At 69.6% G+C, this 21,551-nt stretch carries 23 protein-coding genes and 2 rRNA genes; 9 read left to right on the top strand and 16 right to left on the bottom strand.

Going from position 1 to position 21,551, the window contains the following annotated elements; genetic code table 11:
• The 3 genes from RM1_RS17450 to RM1_RS26875 form a co-directional block, all read left to right on the top strand.
• A 23S ribosomal RNA gene (locus RM1_RS17450) occupies window positions 1-148 on the top strand; the annotation flags it as partial.
• 122 nt (window positions 149-270) lie between these two features.
• A 5S ribosomal RNA gene (gene rrf, locus RM1_RS17445) occupies window positions 271-387 on the top strand.
• 714 nt (window positions 388-1,101) lie between these two features.
• The gene (locus tag RM1_RS26875) at window positions 1,102-1,557 is read left to right on the top strand and encodes a GNAT family N-acetyltransferase (RefSeq protein WP_245816415.1); all 456 of its coding nucleotides are present in this window, start codon (window positions 1,102-1,104) and stop codon (window positions 1,555-1,557) included.
• 20 nt (window positions 1,558-1,577) lie between these two features.
• Here RM1_RS26875 and RM1_RS17435 read toward each other — a convergent pair whose 3' ends face one another.
• The 6 genes from RM1_RS17435 to RM1_RS17410 are packed head-to-tail and all read right to left on the bottom strand — an operon-like array spanning window position 1,578 to window position 8,405.
• Window positions 1,578-4,271, bottom strand: a complete 2,694-nt coding sequence (locus tag RM1_RS17435) for a fumarate reductase/succinate dehydrogenase flavoprotein subunit (protein ID WP_072752995.1) — start codon at window positions 4,269-4,271, stop codon at window positions 1,578-1,580.
• On the bottom strand, window positions 4,271-5,059 hold the full coding sequence (locus RM1_RS17430) for an ABC transporter ATP-binding protein (RefSeq protein ID WP_083576796.1): 789 nt from the start codon (window positions 5,057-5,059) through the stop codon (window positions 4,271-4,273). The genes RM1_RS17435 and RM1_RS17430 overlap by 1 nt, the downstream gene beginning before the upstream one ends.
• A complete protein-coding gene (locus tag RM1_RS17425) occupies window positions 5,056-5,883 on the bottom strand; it encodes an ABC transporter permease (RefSeq protein WP_072753005.1) in 828 nt (275 codons plus the stop codon). Before RM1_RS17425 ends, RM1_RS17430 begins: the two co-directional genes overlap by 4 nt.
• A gap of 50 nt (window positions 5,884-5,933) precedes the next feature.
• On the bottom strand, window positions 5,934-7,379 hold the full coding sequence (locus RM1_RS17420) for an ABC transporter substrate-binding protein (RefSeq protein WP_072752994.1): 1,446 nt from the start codon (window positions 7,377-7,379) through the stop codon (window positions 5,934-5,936).
• Between the two features lie 40 nt (window positions 7,380-7,419).
• On the bottom strand, window positions 7,420-7,647 hold the full coding sequence (locus RM1_RS17415; RefSeq protein WP_027502301.1) for a 4Fe-4S dicluster domain-containing protein: 228 nt from the start codon (window positions 7,645-7,647) through the stop codon (window positions 7,420-7,422).
• Window positions 7,647-8,405 carry a GntR family transcriptional regulator gene (locus RM1_RS17410; protein WP_072753003.1) on the bottom strand — a complete coding sequence of 253 codons (759 nt, stop codon included), beginning with the start codon at window positions 8,403-8,405 and terminating at the stop codon, window positions 7,647-7,649. The genes RM1_RS17415 and RM1_RS17410 overlap by 1 nt, the downstream gene beginning before the upstream one ends.
• Window positions 8,406-8,680: 275 nt before the next feature.
• On the opposite strand from RM1_RS17410, the gene RM1_RS17405 reads away from it, so the two are divergent.
• Window positions 8,681-9,148, top strand: coding sequence for a MarR family winged helix-turn-helix transcriptional regulator (locus RM1_RS17405; protein ID WP_072752993.1), 468 nt, complete (start codon window positions 8,681-8,683; stop codon window positions 9,146-9,148).
• Window positions 9,141-10,919 carry an AMP-dependent synthetase/ligase gene (locus tag RM1_RS17400; protein ID WP_072752992.1) on the top strand — a complete coding sequence of 593 codons (1,779 nt, stop codon included), beginning with the start codon at window positions 9,141-9,143 and terminating at the stop codon, window positions 10,917-10,919. The genes RM1_RS17405 and RM1_RS17400 overlap by 8 nt, the downstream gene beginning before the upstream one ends.
• Before the next feature lie 25 nt (window positions 10,920-10,944).
• Here the strand turns inward: RM1_RS17400 and RM1_RS17395 are convergent, their stop codons facing one another.
• A complete protein-coding gene (locus RM1_RS17395) occupies window positions 10,945-12,096 on the bottom strand; it encodes an alpha/beta hydrolase family protein (protein ID WP_083576795.1) in 1,152 nt (383 codons plus the stop codon).
• Window positions 12,097-12,271: 175 nt separating this feature from the next.
• Between RM1_RS17395 and RM1_RS17390 the strand changes: the two genes are divergently transcribed.
• Entirely contained in the window at window positions 12,272-13,024 is a 753-nt protein-coding gene (locus RM1_RS17390; RefSeq protein WP_072752991.1) for a VOC family protein, read from the top strand.
• Window positions 13,025-13,153: 129 nt separating this feature from the next.
• A complete protein-coding gene (locus RM1_RS17385) occupies window positions 13,154-13,927 on the top strand; it encodes a hypothetical protein (RefSeq protein WP_072752990.1) in 774 nt (257 codons plus the stop codon).
• Between the two features lie 129 nt (window positions 13,928-14,056).
• On the opposite strand, the gene RM1_RS17380 is transcribed toward RM1_RS17385, so the two are convergent.
• The 4 genes from RM1_RS17380 to RM1_RS17365 all read right to left on the bottom strand — a co-directional run bounded on the left by RM1_RS17380 (window position 14,057) and on the right by RM1_RS17365 (window position 16,399).
• Complete coding sequence (locus tag RM1_RS17380; RefSeq protein WP_072752989.1) at window positions 14,057-14,500, bottom strand: SRPBCC family protein; 444 nt, start codon at window positions 14,498-14,500, stop codon at window positions 14,057-14,059.
• A gap of 48 nt (window positions 14,501-14,548) precedes the next feature.
• A complete protein-coding gene (locus tag RM1_RS17375) occupies window positions 14,549-14,902 on the bottom strand; it encodes an ArsR/SmtB family transcription factor (RefSeq protein WP_072752988.1) in 354 nt (117 codons plus the stop codon).
• Window positions 14,899-15,351 carry an SRPBCC domain-containing protein gene (locus RM1_RS17370; protein WP_072752987.1) on the bottom strand — a complete coding sequence of 151 codons (453 nt, stop codon included), beginning with the start codon at window positions 15,349-15,351 and terminating at the stop codon, window positions 14,899-14,901. Before RM1_RS17370 ends, RM1_RS17375 begins: the two co-directional genes overlap by 4 nt.
• Before the next feature lie 232 nt (window positions 15,352-15,583).
• Window positions 15,584-16,399, bottom strand: a complete 816-nt coding sequence (locus RM1_RS17365; protein WP_072752986.1) for an SDR family NAD(P)-dependent oxidoreductase — start codon at window positions 16,397-16,399, stop codon at window positions 15,584-15,586.
• Between the two features lie 164 nt (window positions 16,400-16,563).
• On the opposite strand from RM1_RS17365, the gene RM1_RS17360 reads away from it, so the two are divergent.
• Together RM1_RS17360 and RM1_RS17355 are read left to right on the top strand one after the other, a co-directional pair.
• Window positions 16,564-18,132: a carboxylesterase/lipase family protein gene (locus RM1_RS17360; RefSeq protein ID WP_425528694.1), complete on the top strand. Its 1,569-nt coding sequence runs from the start codon at window positions 16,564-16,566 to the stop codon at window positions 18,130-18,132.
• A 96-nt stretch (window positions 18,133-18,228) separates the two neighbouring features.
• Complete coding sequence (locus RM1_RS17355; RefSeq protein WP_027502313.1) at window positions 18,229-18,663, top strand: hypothetical protein; 435 nt, start codon at window positions 18,229-18,231, stop codon at window positions 18,661-18,663.
• A 27-nt stretch (window positions 18,664-18,690) separates the two neighbouring features.
• Here the strand turns inward: RM1_RS17355 and RM1_RS17350 are convergent, their stop codons facing one another.
• The 5 genes from RM1_RS17350 to RM1_RS17330 all read right to left on the bottom strand — a co-directional run bounded on the left by RM1_RS17350 (window position 18,691) and on the right by RM1_RS17330 (window position 21,513).
• Complete coding sequence (locus RM1_RS17350) at window positions 18,691-19,044, bottom strand: YciI family protein (protein ID WP_072752985.1); 354 nt, start codon at window positions 19,042-19,044, stop codon at window positions 18,691-18,693.
• Between the two features lie 19 nt (window positions 19,045-19,063).
• Window positions 19,064-20,323: an MFS transporter gene (locus RM1_RS17345; RefSeq protein WP_072752984.1), complete on the bottom strand. Its 1,260-nt coding sequence runs from the start codon at window positions 20,321-20,323 to the stop codon at window positions 19,064-19,066.
• 92 nt (window positions 20,324-20,415) lie between these two features.
• The gene (locus RM1_RS17340) at window positions 20,416-20,694 is read right to left on the bottom strand and encodes an SHOCT domain-containing protein (RefSeq protein WP_072752983.1); all 279 of its coding nucleotides are present in this window, start codon (window positions 20,692-20,694) and stop codon (window positions 20,416-20,418) included.
• Window positions 20,695-20,711: 17 nt separating this feature from the next.
• Window positions 20,712-21,161 (bottom strand): DUF6325 family protein, encoded by a 450-nt coding sequence (locus RM1_RS17335; RefSeq protein WP_027502316.1) that lies wholly within the window; start codon window positions 21,159-21,161, stop codon window positions 20,712-20,714.
• 94 nt (window positions 21,162-21,255) lie between these two features.
• The gene (locus RM1_RS17330) at window positions 21,256-21,513 is read right to left on the bottom strand and encodes a three-helix bundle dimerization domain-containing protein (protein WP_072752982.1); all 258 of its coding nucleotides are present in this window, start codon (window positions 21,511-21,513) and stop codon (window positions 21,256-21,258) included.
• Window positions 21,514-21,551 lie beyond the last annotated feature (38 nt).

Below are 21,551 nucleotides of genomic sequence, written 5' to 3'. Positions count from 1 at the left end.
ATCTAAGCGGGAAGCCTGTTCCAAGATGAGGTTTCTCACCCCCTCGAGGGGGTAAGGCCCCCGGCAGACCACCGGGTTGATAGGCCAGAACTGGAAGCACGGTAACGTGTGCAGGTGACTGGTACTAATAGGCCGAGGACTTACCACAAAGAAGCTACGCGTCCACTGTGCGGTATCTGAAACAACACACGTTTTGTTTCATGAACCGGAAGATTGAATCCAGATCTGATTTGGTTTCTGACCAGGTTCCGTGTGAAAATTTCACAGAGTTACGGCGGCCATAGCGGAGGGGAAACGCCCGGCCCCATTCCGAACCCGGAAGCTAAGCCCTCCAGCGCCGATGGTACTGCACTCGACAGGGTGTGGGAGAGTAGGACACCGCCGAACATAAATTGCGAATGCCTCGCATCACAGTCTTGAAAGAGACTGCGATGCGAGGCATTTCGCATATCTGGGGCAAGAACGTACGCACCCCTCGCACCCCTCGCACCCGTGAGCCGCGGGCCGGCCGGCCGAGTGTGCACCTACCGACACCCGCACCCGGCCGATGCCCCGACAACTGCACACTCGACACCACCCGCGGGCCGGCCGAGTGTGCACCTACCGGCGTCTCCACCCGGCGGATGCCCCGACAACTGCACACTCGACGCCACCACCCGGCCGCCGAGTGACGGCCGGGCGAGCTCAGAGGGACGATGAGCTCTCACTAGGATCGCCGTGTGGGCGACGATCTGATGGAGGCAATGGAACTCAATCTCGCGTCGCATGCGGGGCACCTGCACCCCACGGTCGCCGGCGCGAGGGTGCACGACCCCGGCGACATCCTGATCGTGGACAGCGGACTGGACGACGACACCTTCAACCTGGTGTGCCGGGCGCGGTTGACGCGGCTCACGGCGCAGGCACGGCTCGAGGAGATTCTGGCCACGGTGAGCGCGGCGGGGCGCCCGTTCTCCTGGTGGGTTGCCCCGACCTCGACTCCCGCGAACCTGGGAGAGTTGCTGCGGGAGCGGGGCCTTCGGGCGTCGGAGAGGGAGCTGGCGATGACCGCGTCGATGACGGAGATCCCGTTGCCCTCGCCGGACACGGACCTGAAGGTCGATGACGGAGATCCCGTTGCCCTCGCCGGACACGGACCTGAAGGTCGTGACCGTGACGAATCGCGAGCAGTTGCGTCACTATGCGGAGCTGATGGCCAGGAACTGGACGCCGCCGTCCCCGGCGGTGTTCGACTTCTTCGAGGCGGCGGGTCCGGCGATCCTGCGGAGCGAGTGTGCCAGCACCTTTGTCGTCGGCTATCTCGCCGGGGAACCGGTGGCGGGGGCGGAGATCCACCTGGCGGCGGGTGTTGCCGGTCTCTACGGCGTAGTCGCCCTTGAGGCCCATCGCAGGCGGGGATTCGGCACCGCGGTGACCCTGGCGGCAGTCGACCGTGCCCGGGCGGCCGGGGTGGAGCGGGTGGTGTTGCAGGCGTTCGAGGACGGTGCGCCCGTCTACGAGCGGATCGGGTTCACCCCCGTCGGGACGTATACCGAGTACGCGCTGCGACGGGGGTGAACCGTGTCCGGCCCGGTCTCTCAGACGCGGACCGGGTCCATGAGCGCGCGCCGGGCGTAGGCGCGTACGTCGGCGTCCGTGTCGTCGATCGCGGTGCTCAACACCTGTTGCGCCGCAGCGTCTCCCGGCCACGTCGCAAGCGTGAGTACCGCGGCCTTGCGGACGTCGAGGTGCACGTCGGTGAGGGCCCCCGCCAGCGCGGGCACCGCATCCTCCGGGAGGGCACCGGCGAGGGCACGCGCCGCACCCTGCCGGATCTGCCATGCCGACTCCTCCAGTCCGGCGACGGCCAGCGCGACATCGGTCCCGGCAGGCCGCAGCGAGGCAAAGGCCGCCAGCGCGGCCGCGCGGACGAGGGGGTCACGGTCGGACGCGAGGGTTCGGGCCGCCTCGAGACCCCCGAGGCCGATCGTGGCGAGGCCCTGCGCGCAGGCGATCCGCACCTCGCGGTTCTCGTCAGCGGCGACGGTGGTCACCGTCTGCCAGTCGTCGAGGGACACCAGCGACCGCACCGCCTCGATGCGGACCCGATGGTCGACGTCCTCGAGCGCCGCCCCGTACTGCGCCCCTGTCCCTGCGCGCAGCGCCCTCAGGAGGTCGACCACCGTGGACCGGACGAGCGGATCGTCGGATGTGAGGTGGCGCGCCAGCGCACCGGCCGAGGGCAGCACCTCGACCAGCTCGCGTAGCCCGTCCGCGGCCGCCCGGCGCACGGTGGCGTTCTCGTCACCGAGCGCGGCGACCAGTAGGGCGTCGAATCCGTCTGGGGTGGCCTCGGTCAGGGTGGCGATTGCGGTCGCGCGCACCTGCGGGTCCGCATCGATCAGATAGGGACGGAGCTCCGCCGCGGTCGGACTGTCGAGCCCGAGGACCTCCACGATCCGAGGCGAGCGGGGCCGGACGTCGGCGGGGGTGGCGTCGATCCGCGAGGTCGGCGCGATCGGTGCGCGCCCGCCCACCAGCGGCGGCTGTCGCACCGGCACGACCCGCTGGTCACGCGGCGGAAGGTCGTCCAGGCCAGGGACCGACACGAAGTACGGCGCCACCGGACGCTTGAGGAACTCCATCTCGCCCCCGGCGCTCTTGCGCAGGTTCAGGTGGTATCCCCAGTCGGAGTCGTTCTGGCCGGGCAGGTCCGCCCGCTCGTGGTACAGGCCCCATCGGCTCTCCGTGCGGGTGAGCGAGCTGCGCGACGCCATTTCCGCGCAGTCCCGGATGAACGACACCTCCGCGCACCGCATCAGTTCGTGCGGGCTGGTCGCCCCCATGCCCTCGATCTCCGCGGTCATCCGCTGGAAGGTCTCGACCGCGATGGACAGCTTGGTGGCCGTTTTCGGTGGCGCCACATAGTCATTGACGAAGCGCCGCAGCTTGTACTCGACCTGCGGCTGCGGCGGTCCCTCCGGGTGCAGGAGCGGCCGGTAGATCAGCTCGTGCGCCGCCCGCAGCTGATCGGCCGGCAGTTCGGCCGGAGCGTCCACGGTCGCCAGGGTGCCGGTGGCGTGCGACCCCGCGAGGTCCCCGTACACGAAGGCGCCGATCATGTAGTTGTGTGGCACGCAGGCCAGGTCGCCTGCCGCGTACAGCCCGGGCACCGTCGTCGCGCCGTGCTCGTCCACCCACACGCCGGACGCCGAATGTCCACTGCACAGGCCGATCTCGGAGATGTGCATCTCGATGTCGTGGGTGCGGTAGTCGTGCCCGCGATTCACGTGAAACGTTCCGCGGGTGGGCCGTTCGGTGGTGTGCAGGATGGACTCGAGCGTGTCCAGGGTCTCGGTCGGTAGGTGACTGACCTTGAGATAGATGGGGCCGCGGGCTGATTCGATCTCCTGCTTGACCTCGCTCATCATCTGTCCCGACCAGTAATCGGAGTCGACGAAGCGCTCGCCATGCGCGTTGACCTGGTAGCCGCCGAACGGGTTCGCGACGTAGGCGCACGCCGGTCCGTTGTAGTCCTTGATGAGGGGGTTGATCTGGAAGCACTCGATGCCGCTCAGCTCGGCCCCCGCGTGGTAGGCCATCGAGTAGCCGTCGCCTGCGTTGGTCGGGTTCTCGTAGGTGCCGTACAGGTATCCCGACGCGGGCAGCCCGAGCCGTCCGCAGGGGCCGGTCGCCAGGATGACGGCCTTCGCCCCGACCGCGACGAACTCCCCGGTGCGGGTGTTCAGTGCCGCCGCACCGACCGCGCGGCCCCGATCCGTCAGCACCCGCACCGGCATCAGGCGGTTCTCGATCCGGATCTTCTCGCGCATCTTCCGTTGCCGCAGCACCCGGTACAGCGCCTTCTTCACGTCCTTGCCCTCGGGCATCGGCAGCACATAGGAACCGGAGCGGTGCACCCGGCGCACCGCATACTCGCCGTACTCGTCCTTCTCGAACTTCACGCCGTACTTCTCGAGCCGTTGCACCATCGCGAAGCCGCGGGTCGCGGTCTGGTAGACGGTGCGCTGGTTCACGATTCCGTCGTTGGCGCGGGTGATCTCGGCGACGTAGTCCTCCGGCTCGGCCTTGCCGGGGATGACGGCGTTGTTGACGCCGTCCATCCCCATCGCCAGCGCGCCGGAGTGCCGTACGTGTGCCTTCTCGAGCAGCAGCACGTCGGCGCCGTTCTCGGCTGCGGTCAGCGCGGCCATCGTGCCTGCCGTGCCACCGCCGATGACCAGTACGTCGCAATCGAGGCGGATGGTTTCGGCCAGGTCTGGGATGTCCATCAGTTCTCCTGGGTGTTCGTGTGGCCCAGCGCAGCCAGGACTTTCGCACGGGCGGCTCGGGTGTCGGGGTGGTCGAGGGCGTCGCGGTCGCGGGGCCATGGCACGTCGACGACGGTGCGCAGCGGGGCGCCCGCGCGCCCGAGCACCGCGACCCGGTCGCCGAGCAGGACCGCCTCGTCGACGTCGTGGGTCACGAAGACCACCGTCGTCGGGTGCGTGCGCCAGGTCTCGACGAGCAGTCGTTGCATGGTCGCGCGGGTCTGAGTGTCGAGTGCTCCGAACGGTTCGTCCATCATCACGGCCCGGGGCGCACCGGCAAGGCCGCGCGCCAGCTGCACCCGCTGACGCATGCCGCCGGAGAGGTTCTTGGGCAGGAAGTCCCCGAAGCCGATGAGCCCGACCTCCTCGATCCACCGCTCCGCCTCGCGCCTGCGTCCCGACCTCGGCCGGCCGCGAAGTGCAAGGGCGAGTTCGATATTGGACCGGACGGTGCGCCAGGGCAGGAGGGCGTTGTCCTGGAAGACCACGGCGCGATCCCGCGAGGTGGTGGTCACCGCGGCTCCGTCCGCGAGGATGCGGCCGGAGTCCGGCGCCAGCAGGCCCGCCAGCGCGCGGAGCACCGTCGACTTCCCGCACCCGGAGGGCCCGGTGAGGACCAGGATCTCGCCGGGCAGGGCGGTCAGGGACAGCGAACGGACCACGGGGGCGCCGGTGTAGGACAGGGTGACCCCGTCCAGGGCCAGCGACATGCCCGCAGCGATCTTCTCTTCGACTGTGGCCGTGGTCATCTGGTGTTCTCCCCTCGGGGCAGCCACCGGGTGACGCGGCGGCCGAGCAGCTCGACCGCCGCGGACGTCGAGAACCCGAGGATGCCGATGGTGATCATGCCGACGAACACACCCGGGTAGTCGACGATCGTGTATGCCTGCCAGGTGCGGTAGCCGACCCCGAGCCGGCCCGAGATCATCTCGGCGGAGATCACGCAGATCCACGCGACGCCGATGCCGACCGACAGCCCGCCGAACAGCCCGGGCAGGATCCCGGGGAGCACAACGCGACCGAGGACGTCCCAACGACTGCCGCCAAGCGTGCGCACGGAGTCCTCCCAGATGGTCGGGAGCGCCCGCACGGCATGCCGGGTGCTGACCATGATCGGGAAGAAGGCGGCGACGAAGGTGATGAAGACGATGCCTGCCTCGTCGCTGGGGAACAGCAGGATCGCCACCGGCACGATGGCGATCGCCGGAATGGGCCTCGCCAGTTCGGCCAGCGGGCCTACGGTGTCGGCGAACAGGCGAGATCGTCCCAGCGCGATGCCGACGGTCACCCCCGCGACGGTGGCGAGGCCGAACCCGGACACGATCCGGATCAGCGACTGGCCGAGGTCCAGGTAGAACAGGTCGGTCCGGAGCTGACCCCCGTACGCCGAGACGATCTCGGTCACGGTGGGCAGCGTGTCGAATCGCAGCCACAGCCGAAGGTCGTTGGCGGTCAGCAGCTGCCACGCGAGCACCGCGGCGAGCACCGAGGAGATCCGGATGGCTCTGGACCGCCACCGGGCGGGTGCCGCCGGCCTGTCGCCGGGGTCGGGCGTCGCGTCCGGCGCAGGCACGACCGGCTCCTGGGCCGCCGACCGCGCGCCGGGTGCGGTCACGGACGCGGTCACGGCCGGACCTCCTCGACGGCGCGGTCGTAGGTGATCGGGACGCTCGCGGGGTTCGTCTGCTGGTAGCGCCCCGCGGCGGCCGCGGTGGTGAAGGGCAGGTAGCGGGCTCCGTCGCGCACCCACACTGCCTTGTCCGCGAACCAGCGGGTGCCCAGTTCCGCGTCGGGCACGTAGGCGGCGCGGATGCCCCTGCCCTCGGCGCGTGCCTTCTTGATCGAGCGCAGGAGGCAGGTGGGGTCGGCCGCGGGCTGCGTCTGTGTCGCGCCGTCGAACCACAGCTCGCTCGCCTGCGCGGGATCGGCGACGGGGAGTCCGCACACGGGGTCGGTGCCGGTCAGGGTCGTGGGGTTGGCCGCGACGGCGGTCGCGGCGTCGTAGGTCTCGGTCCCCTCGGCCGCGTAGGCGGCCCGCAGCGGCGCGTCGTCGACGAATCCGTCGATGTCCAGGTCGGCGAAGTCGCCGATCGACTTCAGGTAGGGCACATCGGTTTTCAGCGCCTCGACCAGGCGTGGCTTGAGCGTCGGGTCGAAGGAGGTGCCGCCGGGACCGTTGTAGAGGTAGACCACCTCCTGCGGCAGTCCACTCTGCTCGGCGACGATCCGCGACGCCTCCAGTGGCTCGCTGCGGATGAAGCGGGTGGCGTCGAGCTGCGCGAGCAGGAAGGCGTCGAGCACCTCGGGGTGCTGCTCGGCGTACGACTCGCGCACCACCACGCCGTGCAGGGTCGGTCGGTTCAGCTCCGCGCCGTCGTAGAGCAGCTTCGCCTTGCCCTGGAACACCAGCAGGCCCGGCCAGGCCACGAACTGCGACAGCGCGGCGACCTGCCCGGACTCCAGCGCGGACGAGCCGACCTGGGGCTGCTGGTTGAGGACCTCGACCCCGGTGGCGGGGTCGAGGCCGGCGCGGTCGAGGGCCTGCACGAGGGTGCCGTGGCCGGCGGAGCCGACGCTGGCGGACACCTTCTGCCCGGCCAGGTCGGCGAGTCCGGTTGCCGACGAATCCGGCGGCACCACAACCATGTTCAGCGCGCCCTTGGGGTTGTACCCGGTGACCGAGACGATCTCGGTCTTCGCGCGCGGGTTGGCCTGGGTCCGGGACCCGTTGATGAGCATCGGATAGTCGCCCATCGAACCGATGTCGATCTTCTCGGCGACCATCTGCGCGGTGATCGGTGCGCCGGTGTCGTAGTCCTGCCATTGCACCGAGTACGCGGTGCCGGTGCGCTCGGTCACGGCCGCGAGGCGCTTCTCGAGATAGCCCTGTGCCTTCAGCAGGGTGCCCGCGGTGACGGTGTTGATCGTCTTGGACTGATAGCCGATGACGACCGGCACGGTGTCCGCGCCGGCTGCGCCGCCGCCGGAGTCGCTGTCGAGGGAGCAACCGGCGAGCAGGGCTGTGGTGAGGGCAGCGGCCAGCGCCGCCGCGGGGATGCGGCGTTTCATGTTCGGGTCCTTGGTGGTCGGGGCGTCCGGTGCCTGGCGGCTAGCGGAGCAGGAAGGGCATGTTGACGGTGACGGCGCCGGTGGGACAGCGGGCCGCGCAGGGGCCGCAGTACCAGCACTCGTCGACGTGCATGAAGGCCTTGCCGTTGTCGGGGTTGATCGCCAGCGAGTCCAGCGGGCAGATCTCGACGCAGAGGGTGCAGCCCTCGATGCAGAGCGACTCGTCGATGGTGACCGGGACGTCGGCGCGTTGGTTGACCAGTGCCATCAGGTGAGCTCCCAGGGTTGGTTCGTGCGGAAGAGGTTGCCGCGCATGGTGATGCGGTCACCCCGCATGCGGACATACTCGAGGTCGACGGGCCTGCCGTCGTCGAGGGTGGTGAGCCGTTCGAGCAGCAGCAACGCGGCGCCCTCGGGGGCCTGCAGCGCGGCAGCGGTGTGGGCGTCGGCGTTGACGGATTCGATGGCCAGCTCGGCCGATCCGAGCGGCCTGCCCGAGACCTCTTCGATCAGGGCGAACACGTCGTTGCCGGCGAGGTCGCGGCGCAGCAGTTCCTCGCCGAGGTCGGGGACGAGGTAGGTCAGGTCGAGGCTGAGTGGCAGATCGCCGAGGTAGCGGAGCCGCTCGATGTAGACCGCGGGTTCGCCCCTGTCGAGCTCGAGGCGGCGAGCAACGGCGGGCGGAGGCACCAGGTGCAGGGCCGCGCGCACCTCGTTGCGCACCTCGCCGTGTTCGCGGAGCGTCTCCTTGAGGCCGAGCAGGGTGTCGATGCCGTGGTCGAACTTGCGTCCGGACACCTGGGTGCCGACCCGAGGGGCGCGGTCGATCAGGCCCTCGTCCTTGAGCAGCGCGAGGGCGGCGCGCACGGTGTTCCTGGAGACGTCGAACTCGGCGGCGAGCTGGTGCTCGGGCGGCAGGGTGCCCGCGAACGCGCCTGCCAGGGTCTGCTGGCGCAGCACGTCCGCGACCTGGCGGGCCCGATCGGCGCGCGAGCGGCGGCTGGGCGGCTCGGTGGCTGTGCTCATCTGCTTCCCTCCCTCGGGGCCGGTGACCTGGACGAATGCCGACAGTAGCGGCGGTTTCGGGGCCTTCCGGCCGCTCACTTCTGGGCCGCATGGGCGGTGAGGCGATTGCGCCACCAGCGGTGCGGCCGGACCTGGGCAAACGGCGGGCCGGTTGGCGATTGCGCCGCCGCGCGGGGCCAGGACGCAGTTCGGATCACGCTGATCCGAATGTTCGGATCCGGCCCTCGGGCTCGGGCCCGAGTCGAGCGGCGTCGGATCGGGTTTATAGTTGCGTTGTGCAACAACGATCGACCGCTGCTGTCGCCCAGGTACACGAGGAGCTCGTGCACCTGGTCCGCCAGCTGATGACGGGGGAGCGTCCGGCCGAGGGATTGCCCACCTTTGCCCAGCACTCGGTGCTCTCCTACATCGAGCGCAACCCGGGATGTCGGGCGACCGAGATCTCCGAGGCGTTCGGGGTGCACCGGTCGACCGTGTCGCGGCAGCTGCGCGGCTGTGTCGACGCCGGGTGGGTCCAGGCCGAGCCGGGACCGATCCGCAGCGGGCACCCGCTGAGCCTCACCGGCGCAGGCCGCGACGTCCTCGGGGACGCCGACCGGCGCCGCCGCGACGAGGTGGGGGAGCGGGTCCGGGACTGGTCGGACGCGGACATCGCCGACCTCGCCCGCATGTTGCACAGGTTCCGCACCAGTACCGCAGACCACGACACCGACCAGAGCATCGGAGCAGACCCCCGTGCGTGAATTCGCCACCACCGCCCAGTTCACCGTCGCGGACGACGACGCCCTCGTCCGCTCCGTCTACCGGCACGCTCAGGAAGCGCCCCAGCGGGTGCTGTTCAGCCGACCGATCGGGGGCGACTGGGTCGACGTCACCGCGGCGGAGTTCGCCGATCTGGTGGTCGGCGTCGCGAAGGGCCTGATCGCGGGCGGTGTGGCCCGAGGGGATCGGGTGATCCTGCTGTCGGCCACCCGGTTCGAATGGTCACTGTTCGACTTCGCGATCTGGGCGGCCGGCGCCGCGTCGGTGCCGATCTACGACTCGTCCTCTGCGGACCAGATCCGGTGGATCGCCGAGGATTCGGGGGCGGTGACCGCGATCGTGGAAACCGAACGGCACGCGTCGGCCTTCGACGGCTCCGGACTGAGCGTCCGTCAGATCGACGACAACGCGGTTGGTGCGCTGATCGCGGCGGGCGCGCATCTCGACGATGCCGAGGTGCACGACCGGGTGGCGGCGATCCGGGCCGATGACCTGGCGTCGCTGGTGTACACCTCCGGCACCACGGGCAGGCCGAAGGGCTGCATCCTGACCCACCGCAACTTCCTGTCCGAGGTTCGCGGCATCCTCAGCGCCAGTGTCGGCGAGGTGGCCAGGCCGGGCAACCGGATGCTCACCTTCCTGCCGCTCGCCCACGTGCTGGCCCGTGCCGTTTCCCTCGCGATGTTCGAAGCCGGTGGGGCGCAGGCGCACTGGTCGAACTTCAGCACCGTTGTCGGGCAGTTCGCCCGGTTCAAGCCGCACACGATCCTCGGGGTACCGCGGGTCTTCGAGAAGGTCAGGGACTCGGCCGCACACAGCGCCGCGCAGGGCGGCGCCGTCAAGAAGGCGATCTTCGGCCTCGCCGAGACGACCGCCGTCCGCTACAGCGAGGCGCTCGACGCGGGTGGACCGTCTCCTGTGCTCCGCGCCAAGCACTGGGTCGCGGACCGGCTCGTCTACTCGAAGCTCCGGGCCGCACTCGGCGGCGAGTGCTGGTGGGCCATCTCCGGCGGTGGCGCACTGATGCCCAGCCTCGGGCACTTCTTCCGTGGCGTCGGCGTGCCGATCTACGAGGGTTACGGACTCACCGAGACCACCGCGGCGCACTGCGTCAACATCCCGGGCGCGCACAAGATGGGTTCGGTCGGACGGCCGTTGGGCGGCAACAGCGTTCGCATCGCGGCCGACGGTGAGATCGAGCTGCGCGGCGGTGTGGTGTTCGGCGGGTACTGGCACAACGAGCAGGCCACCGCCGACACCTTCGACGAGGGCTGGCTGCGCACCGGCGACCTCGGCGAGCTCGACGAGGACGGCTTCCTCACCATCACCGGGCGGAAGAAGGACCTGCTGATCACCGCGGGCGGCAAGAACGTCTCGCCGGGACCGCTCGAGGATCGGATGCGCTCGCACGCGCTGATCTCGCAGGCCGTGGTCGTCGGGGACGCGCGCCCCTTCATCGCCGCGCTGCTCACCGTCGACCCGGACGTGTTCGCGCTGTGGAAGACCGAGAACGGCAAGCCCGCCTCGGCGTCCGTCGCGGACCTGAGCGAGGACCGGGACCTGCGCGCCGCGCTGCAGCAGGTGGTCGACGATGCGAACAGCACCGTTTCGCATTCCGAGGCGATCAAGAAGTTCACCATCCTCCATCGCGATCTCACCGAGGCGGACGGCGAGATGACCGCCACCCTGAAGATCAAGCGCAAGGTGGTCACCGAGCGCTTCGGCGACGAGATCGACGCGCTGTACCGCTGACCCGGATCTCGGTGGGCTGCCGCGCCTAGCGGAATTCGCGGACGAGCGGGTACCGCGGCGTCGGGTTCTCCAGCACCGGATCCTGCCGGTCCTTGAGGTGACGATCGAACATCGCCGTGACGAGGCCGTCGATCGTCCTCGTCACCTCCTGTCGCGGAGCGGTTCCGAGGCTCAGGCCGCCGGGGATCTGGAAGGCCGGGAGGTCGGGCACGCTCTGCGGGACGAAGTGTTCGGCGTCGGTGAAACTGGCGTGCCCGGTATCGGCGATCGCGTAGACGCGGCTCCACCCGCGGGGCGTCCGGAAGTACTGGTCCCAGAACCGTTCGCGTCCTTTGCGGCTGTCGGCGTGCAACGAGCTGATGATGCTCAGCAGCGGGCGGGTGGCGCCCTCGGTGACGATCGGGCTCGGTGCGGTTCCGTAGAAGAGGGCGCCGTCGAGATTCACCCCGGCATCGAGCCGGGGTTCGGTGCGCAGCACCTCGGCGGTGGACGCGCCGCCCATCGAATGACCGAACATGCCGATCCTGGACGGGTCGATGGCGTCGGCGAGTCCGTCGGGGAGGTGCGTCGCCACGGCATCGCCGTCCCCGCGTGCGAGCGACTCGACGACATCGATCACGAACCTCGCGTCGGCCACCCTGGTGTCGAGCGCCTTGCGCAGGGTGGCCTCCGAGTACGGGTCCGGCATCCGCTGCGGGACGACCCGGCCGTCGGGGAAGACCGTGGCAAGGCCGTCCCCGGTGTGATCGATGCTGATCACCACGTACCCGCGGCCGGCGAGATGCTCGGCGGTGCCGGTCGAGAGCGTTCGGGGCATGTAGAACCCGGGGGAGAAGAGCACCACCGGCAGCGAGCGCGGTCCGCTCGAGGCGACCGGCGCGTCGACGTGGGCGTTCGTCTGGAGCCCGCTGCCCTTGACGTATTCGGCGGGTTCGCTCCCGCTCACGCCCGCTGCGGGGTAGGTGACCGTGACGGCGAGTTCGCGCCGGGTACCGGGCACCCATGGGTCCTCGCGGCCACGGTCGACGAGGCTCAGCGCGGTCGCCCCGATGGCGGTGTCGCCGCCCGGCGTCGGCAGGATCGGGGCCGCGGAGGCGGGGGATCCGGTGGCGGCGCCACCGAGAGCAATGGCCGCGACGAGCAGCGTGGCCAGCGGGGAGAAGTGCGCGCGCTTCACGGAAACGTCCCTCTGTCGGTCGGTGCTGGTGTCCTCGCGAACCGTAGTTGCCCGACACCACCCGTGGGGGAGCTACGTTTTCGCCCGCCGGGGAACCCTCCCCGGCGGGTCGCCCTTGCGCGGGACCGCGGTCGGGGGCAGTGTCGAGACCGGCACTCGCACCCCGGGAGGACACATGACCAGCCCCGACCTCGGTTCCATTCTGCTCGCGAGCCCGGACCCCGATCGTCTTAGGGACTGGTACTGCAGGGCCTTCGGCGCCACGCCGAGCCCGGACGGCGACGTCCGATTCGGGGGCGTCAGTGTCCTGTTCGACCAGCGCGACGACGTCGCGGCGAAGAACCCGGAGCCAGGGCGCACGATCCTCAACTTCCACGTGGACGACGCGGCAGCGGTCGCGGCCCGACTGGACGAGATGGATGCCGATTGGCTGGTCCCGCTCGAGGAACGCTCCGAGGGGATGCTCTTCGGAACGTTGATCGACCCGGACGGGAACTACTTCCAGATCATCGAGCTCGGTGCGCGGTACCTGGCGGCCCGGGTGCCCGCCCCGTCCGCGACGCTGGGATCGGCTCCGTTCAGCGGCTTCGCCGTCGACGACATCGATGCGGCCGCAGCCTTCTACCGCGACACCCTCGGCCTGACCGTCACCGAGGAGTACGGCCTGCTCGCAATACAGATCGGCGGGGACAAGACCGTGCTGGCGTACCCCAAGGAGAACCACACCCCCGCGGAGTACACCATCCTGAACTTTCCGGTCGAGGACATCGACGCGGCGGTCGACGCGCTGCGTGAGCGGGGCGTCACCTTCGAGCGGTACCAGGGGATGGAGGCCGACGAACGTGGCATCTTCCGGGGCGGCGGACCCTACATCGCGTGGTTCACCGATCCGGCGGGCAACATCCTCTCGGTCCTGCAAGAACGGTGATCTCACGGCTGTGGGCCACCGCGCGCCCACATGCCCGTAAGGTGGAGGTCAGAGACCGAGTCGTGTCCGCGTCGCCCGTCGCCCCACTGCTCTCACATTTGCACGGGCTGAGCGGCACGGACGGACACCATGGAGAACACTGCCAGCCTGGGCATTCAGGCATTCATCTCGGAGGTCGTCCAGCGCGGTGGCCGCGCGGTCCGGCTCACCCATTCGCGGCGCAACCCGGTCCAGGTGTGGGGCATCGGCGACGACAGTTGCGTGGTCCGGGTGCGAACCAAGCTCGACGGCGACTGGCAGGCGCGCAAACAGGACGGCTCGCTGGACACCGATGACACCGGATCCCAGTTCTGGGTGTTCGTCGACCTGGCCACCTCTCCGGAGGAGTACTTCGTCGTCCCGTCCGAGGAGGTCGCCGCCGACATCCACAGCGAGGTCGACCTGTGGGTCAAGGAGGTTCCCGGGCGCACCAGGACGGGTAGCCACGCGATCGCCGTCGAACGGGTGGAGCACGGCCGCGCGCGCTGGGACCTGCTCGGGCTGTCCGATGTGAGGGACCCCAGTCGCAAGCCCGCGGGCACCGTGCCGGAACCGAGCAGGCCGAAGCTGGTGCCGATCACCCGCACGAGGAAGTCCGCGGTCGTCGAGGAGGTCGTCGACGCGCGACTGCAGGTCGTCGCGGATTTCGAGGGCTACCGGCTCGTCGGCATGTACGACGAGCAGACGGGCAGGCTCGAGATCACCCGCGGGCCGATGGAGGGCCGCCGCTTCGACAACCCGACCACCGCTGCCAACGCCGTCGCCGGCCACATCAGCGGGGACGTCGAGTCCAGGGACGGGTGGACGTTCTGGCAGATCGAGGGCGCCGACCGCGCGCCGCTGGGATCCCGCCGCGCCGGATAGCCGACCCGGGTCGGGATACCGGCCGCCGCATCGCCGAGTGTGCACCTGCCGGCGGTCGCTCTCGGGCGATGCCCCGGCAGGTGCACACTCAACCGGACGCAGCGCGGGTGCCACGTCGAGGTGGGTCGATCAGTTCCAGTTGTCGATCTTGACGTCGTGGGGGTCGGGAGCGCCCGTCCCGGTTTCGATGAGCGATTTCAGGCTCATCAGGAAGACCGCCCATTTGGTGCTGCAGTGGTGCATGAACTCCACCGGCTCCTTCCAGCCCTGGTGATTGAAGAGAACGATGGTGTAGTCGTCGACCTGATCGAGGTCCCACACGACGTGCGTTCCGACCCACTCCTCAGGCCCGTCGATCACCTCCCACTGCACACGCTTGCCGGGGACGAGTTCGTCGACCTTCATGTCGAATCCGCCTGCCCCGAAGCGGAATCGGAGCACACCGCCGATGTCGTTGCCGTCGCCCTCGGTGTCGGCCGTCCACCAGCCGGCCAGCCCCTCGGCGGTGGTCAAGGCCGTGTAGACCTCGGCAGGCGTCGATTTGATGCCGACCCTGTGCAGGATGTCCACCATTTTCGGTCCTTCTTTCCGGTGTTGGTTTTCGAATGACCTGTTGTGAATTCAGTGCTGTGTGTCGCGTTGGTCTTTCGTGTGCTGAATCGCCTCGGCGATGCGCTTGATCCGCCGGAGCCTCGCGTCCCACGTCGCCCCAACCGAGGACAACTGCGCGACCGCGCGAGCGAGTTGCGCCTCATCCACCCGGTACCTCCTCTCCCTCCCGGCAGGCGTGGCGTGCACCAGGCCGACCCGGTCGAGCATGCCGAGGTGTTTCGCGATGGCCTGCCGTGTCACGGGGAGTTGCGCGCTGAGGCTGGTGGCGGTGCCATCGCCTTCGGCCAGGAGCAGGTCGAGCATCCGCCGGCGGGTCGGGTCCCCGATCGCGGACCAGAGGTCGTCGTCGACGGCTGTGCTCACGGGGTGGCCACCAGCCGTGCGAGGTATTCCCCGAGTCGGGGCACGAAGGTGTCCCACCCGGTGCTGTGCTCGCGGTACAGCTCCTCCAACTTCGCAGCCTCCCAACCCATCTCCCGGAACCCGGTCTCGGTGAGCCGGATCCTCGTGCCAGAGCCCGACGGAGTCAGCTCGAAGGTGACCAGCAGCGAGTCGGCGGAGTCGTCGACCTTGCCGTCGGCATGGCACCAGCGGAACGAGAACAATCGAGGCGGCTCCGCGTCCACCACCTTGATCCGGGCGACCTCCGCCCTGTCGCCCCAGATGAGCTCACCGACCGCGCCGGGGGTCGCGTCGATCTCGGCGTCGTCGGACCACCATTCCGAGATGTGCTCGGGGCTGCTCACCACCTCGAAGGCCACCTCGGGTGAGGCGTCGACGTAGATCTCTCGTTCGATGCTGCCGTACTCCATGCTCCGCACCCTTTCGTCACATGCAACTTTTGGTTGCATGTGACGTTAGCCGACCATTCGAAGTTGCGCAACCATTGATTGCTTATCGGAGTACTGATTGGGGAGCGGGGCTCGAGCGGCCGGTGCCGGGGCCGCCGAGTGTGCACCTGCCGACGCCCGTACTCGGGCGATGCCCCGGCAGGTGCACACTCGGCGGATCAGGACGTGGGGACGGAGGTCCTTCGGGGACCGGTCAGGGATTGAGGGGGCGGTTGGTCCAGCCGCCGGATGCGCGCGGCACCCAGCCGCCTGCGCCGTGGGTGCCGCCGTCGACGTGGATGGTGCCGCCGGTCACGAAGCGGGACAGGTCGGACGCCAGGAACAGCGCCGGGCCCGCCACGTCCTCCGGCTGCCCGGGCCCGCCGAGCGGGGACCAGGTGGGCCACAGCGGCGCCTGCTCCTCGGGCACCAGCTCGGCGTAGGGAACCTGGACAGTCTCGATGAGATCGGGGGCGATGGCGTTGACGCGAATCCCCGCGGGGCCGACCTCGGCGGCGAGCGAGCGGGTGAACTGCATCAGCGCGGCCTTGTAGGCCGAGTAGACGGTGTGCCCCGGCATCGCGCGGTGTGCCTCGACGGTGGTGAGGTTGATGACCGAGCCGCCGCCGCGCTCGGCCATGCCGGGCAGCACGGCGTGCGTGAGCCGCAGCACGTGACCGAGATTGACCTCGTGCAGCTGCTCCCACAGATCGGGCTCGTTCTCGGCGAACGGGCGCGGCGGACGCAGGTAGTGGCCGACGTTGTTCACCAGGATGTCCGGTCGGTGCGCGAGCAGCGCCTCGGGTACCTGGGCCGTGCGGACGTCGGCCTCGATGGCCTCGATCGAGCCGCCCGCCGCCGGGTCGAAGGTGCGATCGGTGACCGGATCGAGGTCCGCGACCAGGACGTGGGCGCCGTGTGCCGCGAACGACCGCGCGATGGCCGCGCCGATGCCGGCCGCGCCGCCGGTGACAACCGCGCGCCGTCCCGCCAGCAGGGCCCCAGGGGTGAAAACGGTCTGTGATGACATGGCTCCATCCCAGACCACCACCGTCGACGGCGCAGTCGTATTTCCCGACAAGCGGGAGCGGCGGTCGGCCGGGTGTGGCGTGCCTCCCAGTGCCCCCGCCGGTTCCCGCAGGTGGTCGCACATCCTTGGTACGTTGGCTGGGATCCCGCTGCGAGGAGGCTGCCGTGCCAACCGGACTGGATGTGACCGCGACGACCCCGGCCGAGACGCTGACCGTGTCCGCCCGCGACGGCGACGCGCGCGGTTACGCGGCAGGAGCGGTGTTCGCATGGAAGGGCATCCCGTACGCCGCCGCGGGCGCGGCGCGGCGGTTCCGGTCCGCGGTGGCACCGTCAGCGTGGCTGGGTGAACGCGACTGCAGGGACTTCGGACCCATCGCCCCGCAGGCCAAGACGGTTCAGGTGCCGATGGAGCCGGGCTCGGTCGCGGACGAGGACTGTCTCTCGCTCAACGTGTGGGCGCCCCGTCCGGACGGGACGCCGCGCCCGGTGATGGTCTGGATCCACGGCGGTGCGTACTGCGTCGGCTCGTCGTCGCAGAGCGTGTACGACGGCAGGCGGTTGGCCGAGTTGGGCGACGTCGTGGTGGTCACCGTCAACTACCGGACCGGGGTGCTCGGGTTCCTCGACCTGTCGACCTTCTCGACCGACGAGCATCCGTTCGAGACCAACATCGGGCTCCGCGACATGATCGCCGCGTTCGAATGGGTGCGAGATTGCATCGCCGCGTTCGGCGGCGACCCGGACAACGTCACCGCGTTCGGGGAGTCCTCGGGTGCCGGGTCGATCACGACGCTGATGACCTCGCCTCGCGCGGAGGGGCTCTTCCACAAGGCCATCGTGCAAAGTGCACCCGCCACATCGGTTTACGGTGCCGAGCGGGCGGCGACGGTGGCAAGGCGCTTCCTCGAGATCGTCGGGGTGAACGAGGTCGAGGCGGGCCGGCTGTGTGAGCTGCCGATCGAGAAGCTGACCGCGGCGGGCGACGTGCTGCTCGACGAGGTGACGACCTCGGTGCCGGGCACGCTGTCGATGGCTCCCGTGGTCGACGGCGACCTGGTGCCGCGGTACCCGGTCGCCGCGTTCCAGAAGGGTTTCGCGCACCGCATCCCGTTGATCATCGGCACCAACAAGGACGAGGCGTCGATCTTCCGGCTGACCCGCTCACCGATCATGCCCGTCACCGCGGACACCGTGAACCAGATGTTCACCGCGATCGCCGCCGACCACCCGAAGCTGCCCGCGATCCGGGTCGCGGAGATCATCTCGGCATACCCGGACTGGTCGAAGACCAGCGGTGCCCTCGCGGTCTCGCGGGACGCGGCCTTCCGGATGCCGTGCCTGTGGATCGCGGACGCGCACAGCAAGCACTCGCCCACCTGGGTGTACCGGTTCGACCACGCCACCCCGATGCTGTGGGCGGCCCGGGTCGGCGCCGGGCACGCCACCGAACTGCCCTACGTGTTCGGCAATTTCGGCACGCTCAACCACGACCCGACCTTCTGGCTCGGCGGGCGCAAGGCCGCGCTGGAGGTGTCCGGCCGGGTGCAGCGCCGGTGGCTGGCGTTCGCGCAGCACGGCGTGCCCGCGGCGCTCGACGCCTCCAAGCACTGGGCGCCGTACCGCGAGGACACCAGGGCGACGCTGCTCATCGACAAGACGGACACCCTGGCGAGCGATCCGGACAGGGAGCTGCGGGCCGCGTGGGGCGACAAGGTGATGGGGTTCCGGTAACCGGAGCGAGCCCACACCCTGTGGGCGAATCGGCCGTTTCCGTGCATTTCTGTCGCCAAGTGTGAGGAAAGTCCGGCGCTCTGTAGCGTCATGCGCATGAGCAAGCTGGATGAGGTCGGCGAACGGGAATCGTGGCGCTGCTGGTTGTGCGACGAACCCGTCGACCCGGACATGTCCGTGAACGACCCGCGCGGTCCGAGCATCGACAGCATCAACACCGCCAAGAAGGGCAAGGGCGGCCCGGAGCGGCTCGCGCACCGCGCCTGCAACACCAAGAAGGGCGCGATCAAGCCGGTGGTGCCGTGGTCGGACGCGCTGTTCGTGATCGATCCGGCGCCGATCATCGGGGTGGTCGAGCAGCTCACCCGCAAGCCAGGACGGGTGGCCGTGGCGCGGTGCCCCTCGAAGTCCGACGCCGAGGACGCGTCCGCCTGGCTGCTGGACCGGCTCTCGCGGCTCGCACCCGAGCTGACGCTGGACACCAAGATCGAGCCGGGCGGCGGTGGCTTCCTGCTGATCGTCACGCGCTGATCCGCGCCTGATCGCCCCGCTCGTGCGTCAGTCCTCGGGGCCTTGCTGGAACGGCCGGACCTCGATGGGCAGGGTGGTCGCGGCCGCCAGCTTGCGTCCCCAGTCGAGCGCGGCGTCGAGGTCGGGCGCCTCGATGATCGTGAATCCGCCGAGGTGATCCTCGGCCTCCGCGAACGGGCCGTCGGTGACGAGCACCTCGCCGCTTCTCGGCCGCAGGACCGTCGCCTTCTCCGGCGGGTACAGACCGCCGGAGAACACCAACGCGCCCGCGGCCTTGAGTTCCTGGTTGAGGGCTTCGATGTCCTCGATGATCCCCTCCAGGATCTCCGGCGCGGGCACCGGTCCGTCGGGCTGGTAGACACTGAGCAGGTACTGCGTCATGGCGTTCCTCTCTCACCCTCTAGTGGATTCGAGTGTCGACCGAATCGGCCACCGGTGCGTCCAGATCGCGCAAAGCGGGCAGCGTGAAGCAGACCGCGGCGATCACCAGGACCGGGATCGACAGCGCGAAGAAGGTGATCCGCAGGCCGACGGCGTCGATCAACGGGCCTGCGAGCAGGTAGCCGAGCGGGCCCGCGGCGTACGCGGTGGAGGTCATGACGCCGACGACGCGGCCGCGCATGTGCTCGGGGCTGCGGGTCTGCATCGCGTAGTTCGCGATCGGGCCGACGGGCCCGAACACCAGGCCCACCAGCAGCGCCAGCGTGAGCGTCACCCACAGGGCGGGCAGGAACGCCATGCCGACCATGCATCCGCCGAGCGCGGTCACCGCCAGCAGCATCAGGGTCCGGCGCCTGACGCGGGCGGCGAGCGCGCCGTAGGTCAGGGCGCCGATCACGCCGCCGATGCTCATCGCCATCAACACCCAGCCGAGCTGCGCCGGCTCCCCGCGTTCGGTGAAGTAGACCGGGAAGAGCACGCTCTCCACGGGCATGTACAGCGCGACGATCGCCATGTCGACAAGGGCGAGGGTGCGCAGCAATCGGTTGTGCCACACGAACTTCAGGCCCTCGAGTGTGCCGCTCCACATCGATTCCGGCCGGGTCTCGCGGTCGGGGGTGCCCGCGCCGTCGAGTCGGAGGAAGGCGATGGTGAGGATCGAGAGCGCGAAGCAGACGGAGGTCACCCACAGGGTGTTCACCGCGCCGACCGTGGCGATCAGCACGCCGCCGATGCCGGGGCCGATCAGGTACGCGACGTTGTAGTTGGCCTCGTACAGGCTGTTGACCCGGTCCAATGACCACCGGGCGTCCCTGGTTGCGGCGGGCAACATGGATTCGCGGGCCGAGATGCCGGCCGGGTCGAAGGCGGCGCCGAGCGCGGCGAGCGCCGCGATGATGCCAACCGACAGCCCGGCCGTCGCGGCCATCACCGGGATCAGGGCCACCGACACCGCGGACAGGAAGTCGGAGACCAGTGAGGTGCGGCGGCGGCCGAACCGGTCGACCACCGTGCCGGAGAACAGGCTCGAGAGCAGCAGAGGCAGGGTGGCGGCGCCTGCGACGACGGCGGCGTCGGTGGCCCGGCCGGTCTGTGCGAGGACCAGCCACGGCAGCGCGACGATGGTGATGCCGTTTCCTGTCGCCGAGAGCAGCGTCGCGAGGTTGATCAGGACCAGGGGTGTGTACCGGCGTGCGGCCGTGGCCGTCGTCGCAGTCATGTCGGGGTTCTTTCAATATGGAGGAGACATGTCCCGACGCTAGCGTCCCCGCCGCGGCTGCGCGAGCGATTTTCGTGGGCGCCGCCGTGCGGTCAGGAGGCCAGGATCCTGGCCTTCTCGGCGTTGAACTCGTCCTCGGTGAGCACGCCCTGGGCTTTCAGCTCGGCGAGCTGCTGCAGGGCGGCGAGACGATCGACGCCGCCCGAAGGCGGTGCGGGGGCGGGCGGGGGCGGGGGCTGGGGCGGGGGAGCCTGTTGGGCTTGTTCGGCGTTCCACCGCTGACCCTGCCTGCGGGAAACCCGATTCGAGACGGCGGTCGCGGTCCCGGCCACGACGGCGGTACGCGCGACGCCACGGAGAAGTCCAGGCATGGTGTGCTCCTTCGTCTTCAGCTGTCGGCATCGAGGGAGTCGAGTGCCGCCATGATGCCTTGCAGGGGGATGCGGCCCGAGGCCACGAGTTGCGCGCCGCCGCGGCGCAGCGCGGTGGCAAATGGGGCGGCCCACAGGTTTTCGTAGACGAGAATGGCTCCGGAGCAGCCCGGTTCGAGGATGGCACCGGCCTCCTCGACGTCGCTTCGATTCACCAGCCCCGACGAGGCCTCCGCGAACAGCGTCACGTCGACGCCGCCCTCGAGGCCGAGGTCGTCGATCGCGATTCCTGCCAGCGATCCGTCGGTGTTCTTGCGGACGAACACGAGGTCGAGCACGCGAATGATGCCGTTGTCGACCAGATCGCGGAGCATCGGCAGTGCCGACCCGTCCGGCGGCCGGTCGGCGGGGAACTCCACCACGAGATAGTCGATGGGCCCGACTTCGTCGAATTCGTTGTCGTTCACTGCAGGACCTCTCTCCTTGAAGATGGTCGTGGTCAGAACGGTATTCGAGTCTTGAGCGACGCTTGCCAGCATCTCACCTGGGAGGGCCGCCCGCCTAGGAAACAAGGCCATCGAGTGGCGCGGCATCGTCGCGTTCGGCTCTGGCGGTCTCGGTGGTCACCCGGTCCGCGATCTGCCGACGGGCCGCCTTCTCGACGAGCAGGGGCACGAAATCGCGGACCTTGCCGTTGGCGAAGCGCTGATGGATCGTCCGCACGGTGTGCTCGATGTCCGTGGGCGGTTCGGAGGGGTAGCGAGCGATCAGTCGCGCGATGACGTGCTCGACTTGAAGCAACTCGTCATCGCCGGTCATCGGTCCATCGTCTGCCCGGCTGTCCGCCGAGGTCAAGA

Source organism: Rhodococcus maanshanensis NBRC 100610, from assembly GCF_001894865.1.
GTDB lineage: Bacteria > Actinomycetota > Actinomycetes > Mycobacteriales > Mycobacteriaceae > Rhodococcus_G > Rhodococcus_G maanshanensis.
This window is presented reverse-complemented; position numbering and strand designations above follow the sequence as displayed.

What these genes read in the sequence shown, in the direction of transcription:
- RM1_RS17380 (WP_072752989.1), bottom strand. Translation starts at nt 14,500, where the DNA reads ATGGTGGACATCCTGCACAGGGTCGGCATCAAATCGACGCCTGCCGAG.
- RM1_RS17420 (WP_072752994.1), bottom strand. Translation starts at nt 7,379, where the DNA reads ATGAAACGCCGCATCCCCGCGGCGGCGCTGGCCGCTGCCCTCACCACA.
- RM1_RS17340 (WP_072752983.1), bottom strand. Translation starts at nt 20,694, where the DNA reads ATGCCTGGACTTCTCCGTGGCGTCGCGCGTACCGCCGTCGTGGCCGGG.
- RM1_RS17345 (WP_072752984.1), bottom strand. Translation starts at nt 20,323, where the DNA reads ATGACTGCGACGACGGCCACGGCCGCACGCCGGTACACACCCCTGGTC.
- RM1_RS17415 (WP_027502301.1), bottom strand. Translation starts at nt 7,647, where the DNA reads ATGGCACTGGTCAACCAACGCGCCGACGTCCCGGTCACCATCGACGAG.
- RM1_RS17385 (WP_072752990.1), top strand. Translation starts at nt 13,154, where the DNA reads ATGGAGAACACTGCCAGCCTGGGCATTCAGGCATTCATCTCGGAGGTC.
- RM1_RS17390 (WP_072752991.1), top strand. Translation starts at nt 12,272, where the DNA reads ATGACCAGCCCCGACCTCGGTTCCATTCTGCTCGCGAGCCCGGACCCC.
- RM1_RS17365 (WP_072752986.1), bottom strand. Translation starts at nt 16,399, where the DNA reads ATGTCATCACAGACCGTTTTCACCCCTGGGGCCCTGCTGGCGGGACGG.
- RM1_RS17435 (WP_072752995.1), bottom strand. Translation starts at nt 4,271, where the DNA reads ATGGACATCCCAGACCTGGCCGAAACCATCCGCCTCGATTGCGACGTA.
- RM1_RS17330 (WP_072752982.1), bottom strand. Translation starts at nt 21,513, where the DNA reads ATGACCGGCGATGACGAGTTGCTTCAAGTCGAGCACGTCATCGCGCGA.
- RM1_RS17410 (WP_072753003.1), bottom strand. Translation starts at nt 8,405, where the DNA reads ATGAGCACAGCCACCGAGCCGCCCAGCCGCCGCTCGCGCGCCGATCGG.
- RM1_RS26875 (WP_245816415.1), top strand. Translation starts at nt 1,102, where the DNA reads ATGACGGAGATCCCGTTGCCCTCGCCGGACACGGACCTGAAGGTCGTG.
- RM1_RS17430 (WP_083576796.1), bottom strand. Translation starts at nt 5,059, where the DNA reads ATGACCACGGCCACAGTCGAAGAGAAGATCGCTGCGGGCATGTCGCTG.
- RM1_RS17370 (WP_072752987.1), bottom strand. Translation starts at nt 15,351, where the DNA reads ATGGAGTACGGCAGCATCGAACGAGAGATCTACGTCGACGCCTCACCC.
- RM1_RS17350 (WP_072752985.1), bottom strand. Translation starts at nt 19,044, where the DNA reads ATGACGCAGTACCTGCTCAGTGTCTACCAGCCCGACGGACCGGTGCCC.
- RM1_RS17355 (WP_027502313.1), top strand. Translation starts at nt 18,229, where the DNA reads ATGAGCAAGCTGGATGAGGTCGGCGAACGGGAATCGTGGCGCTGCTGG.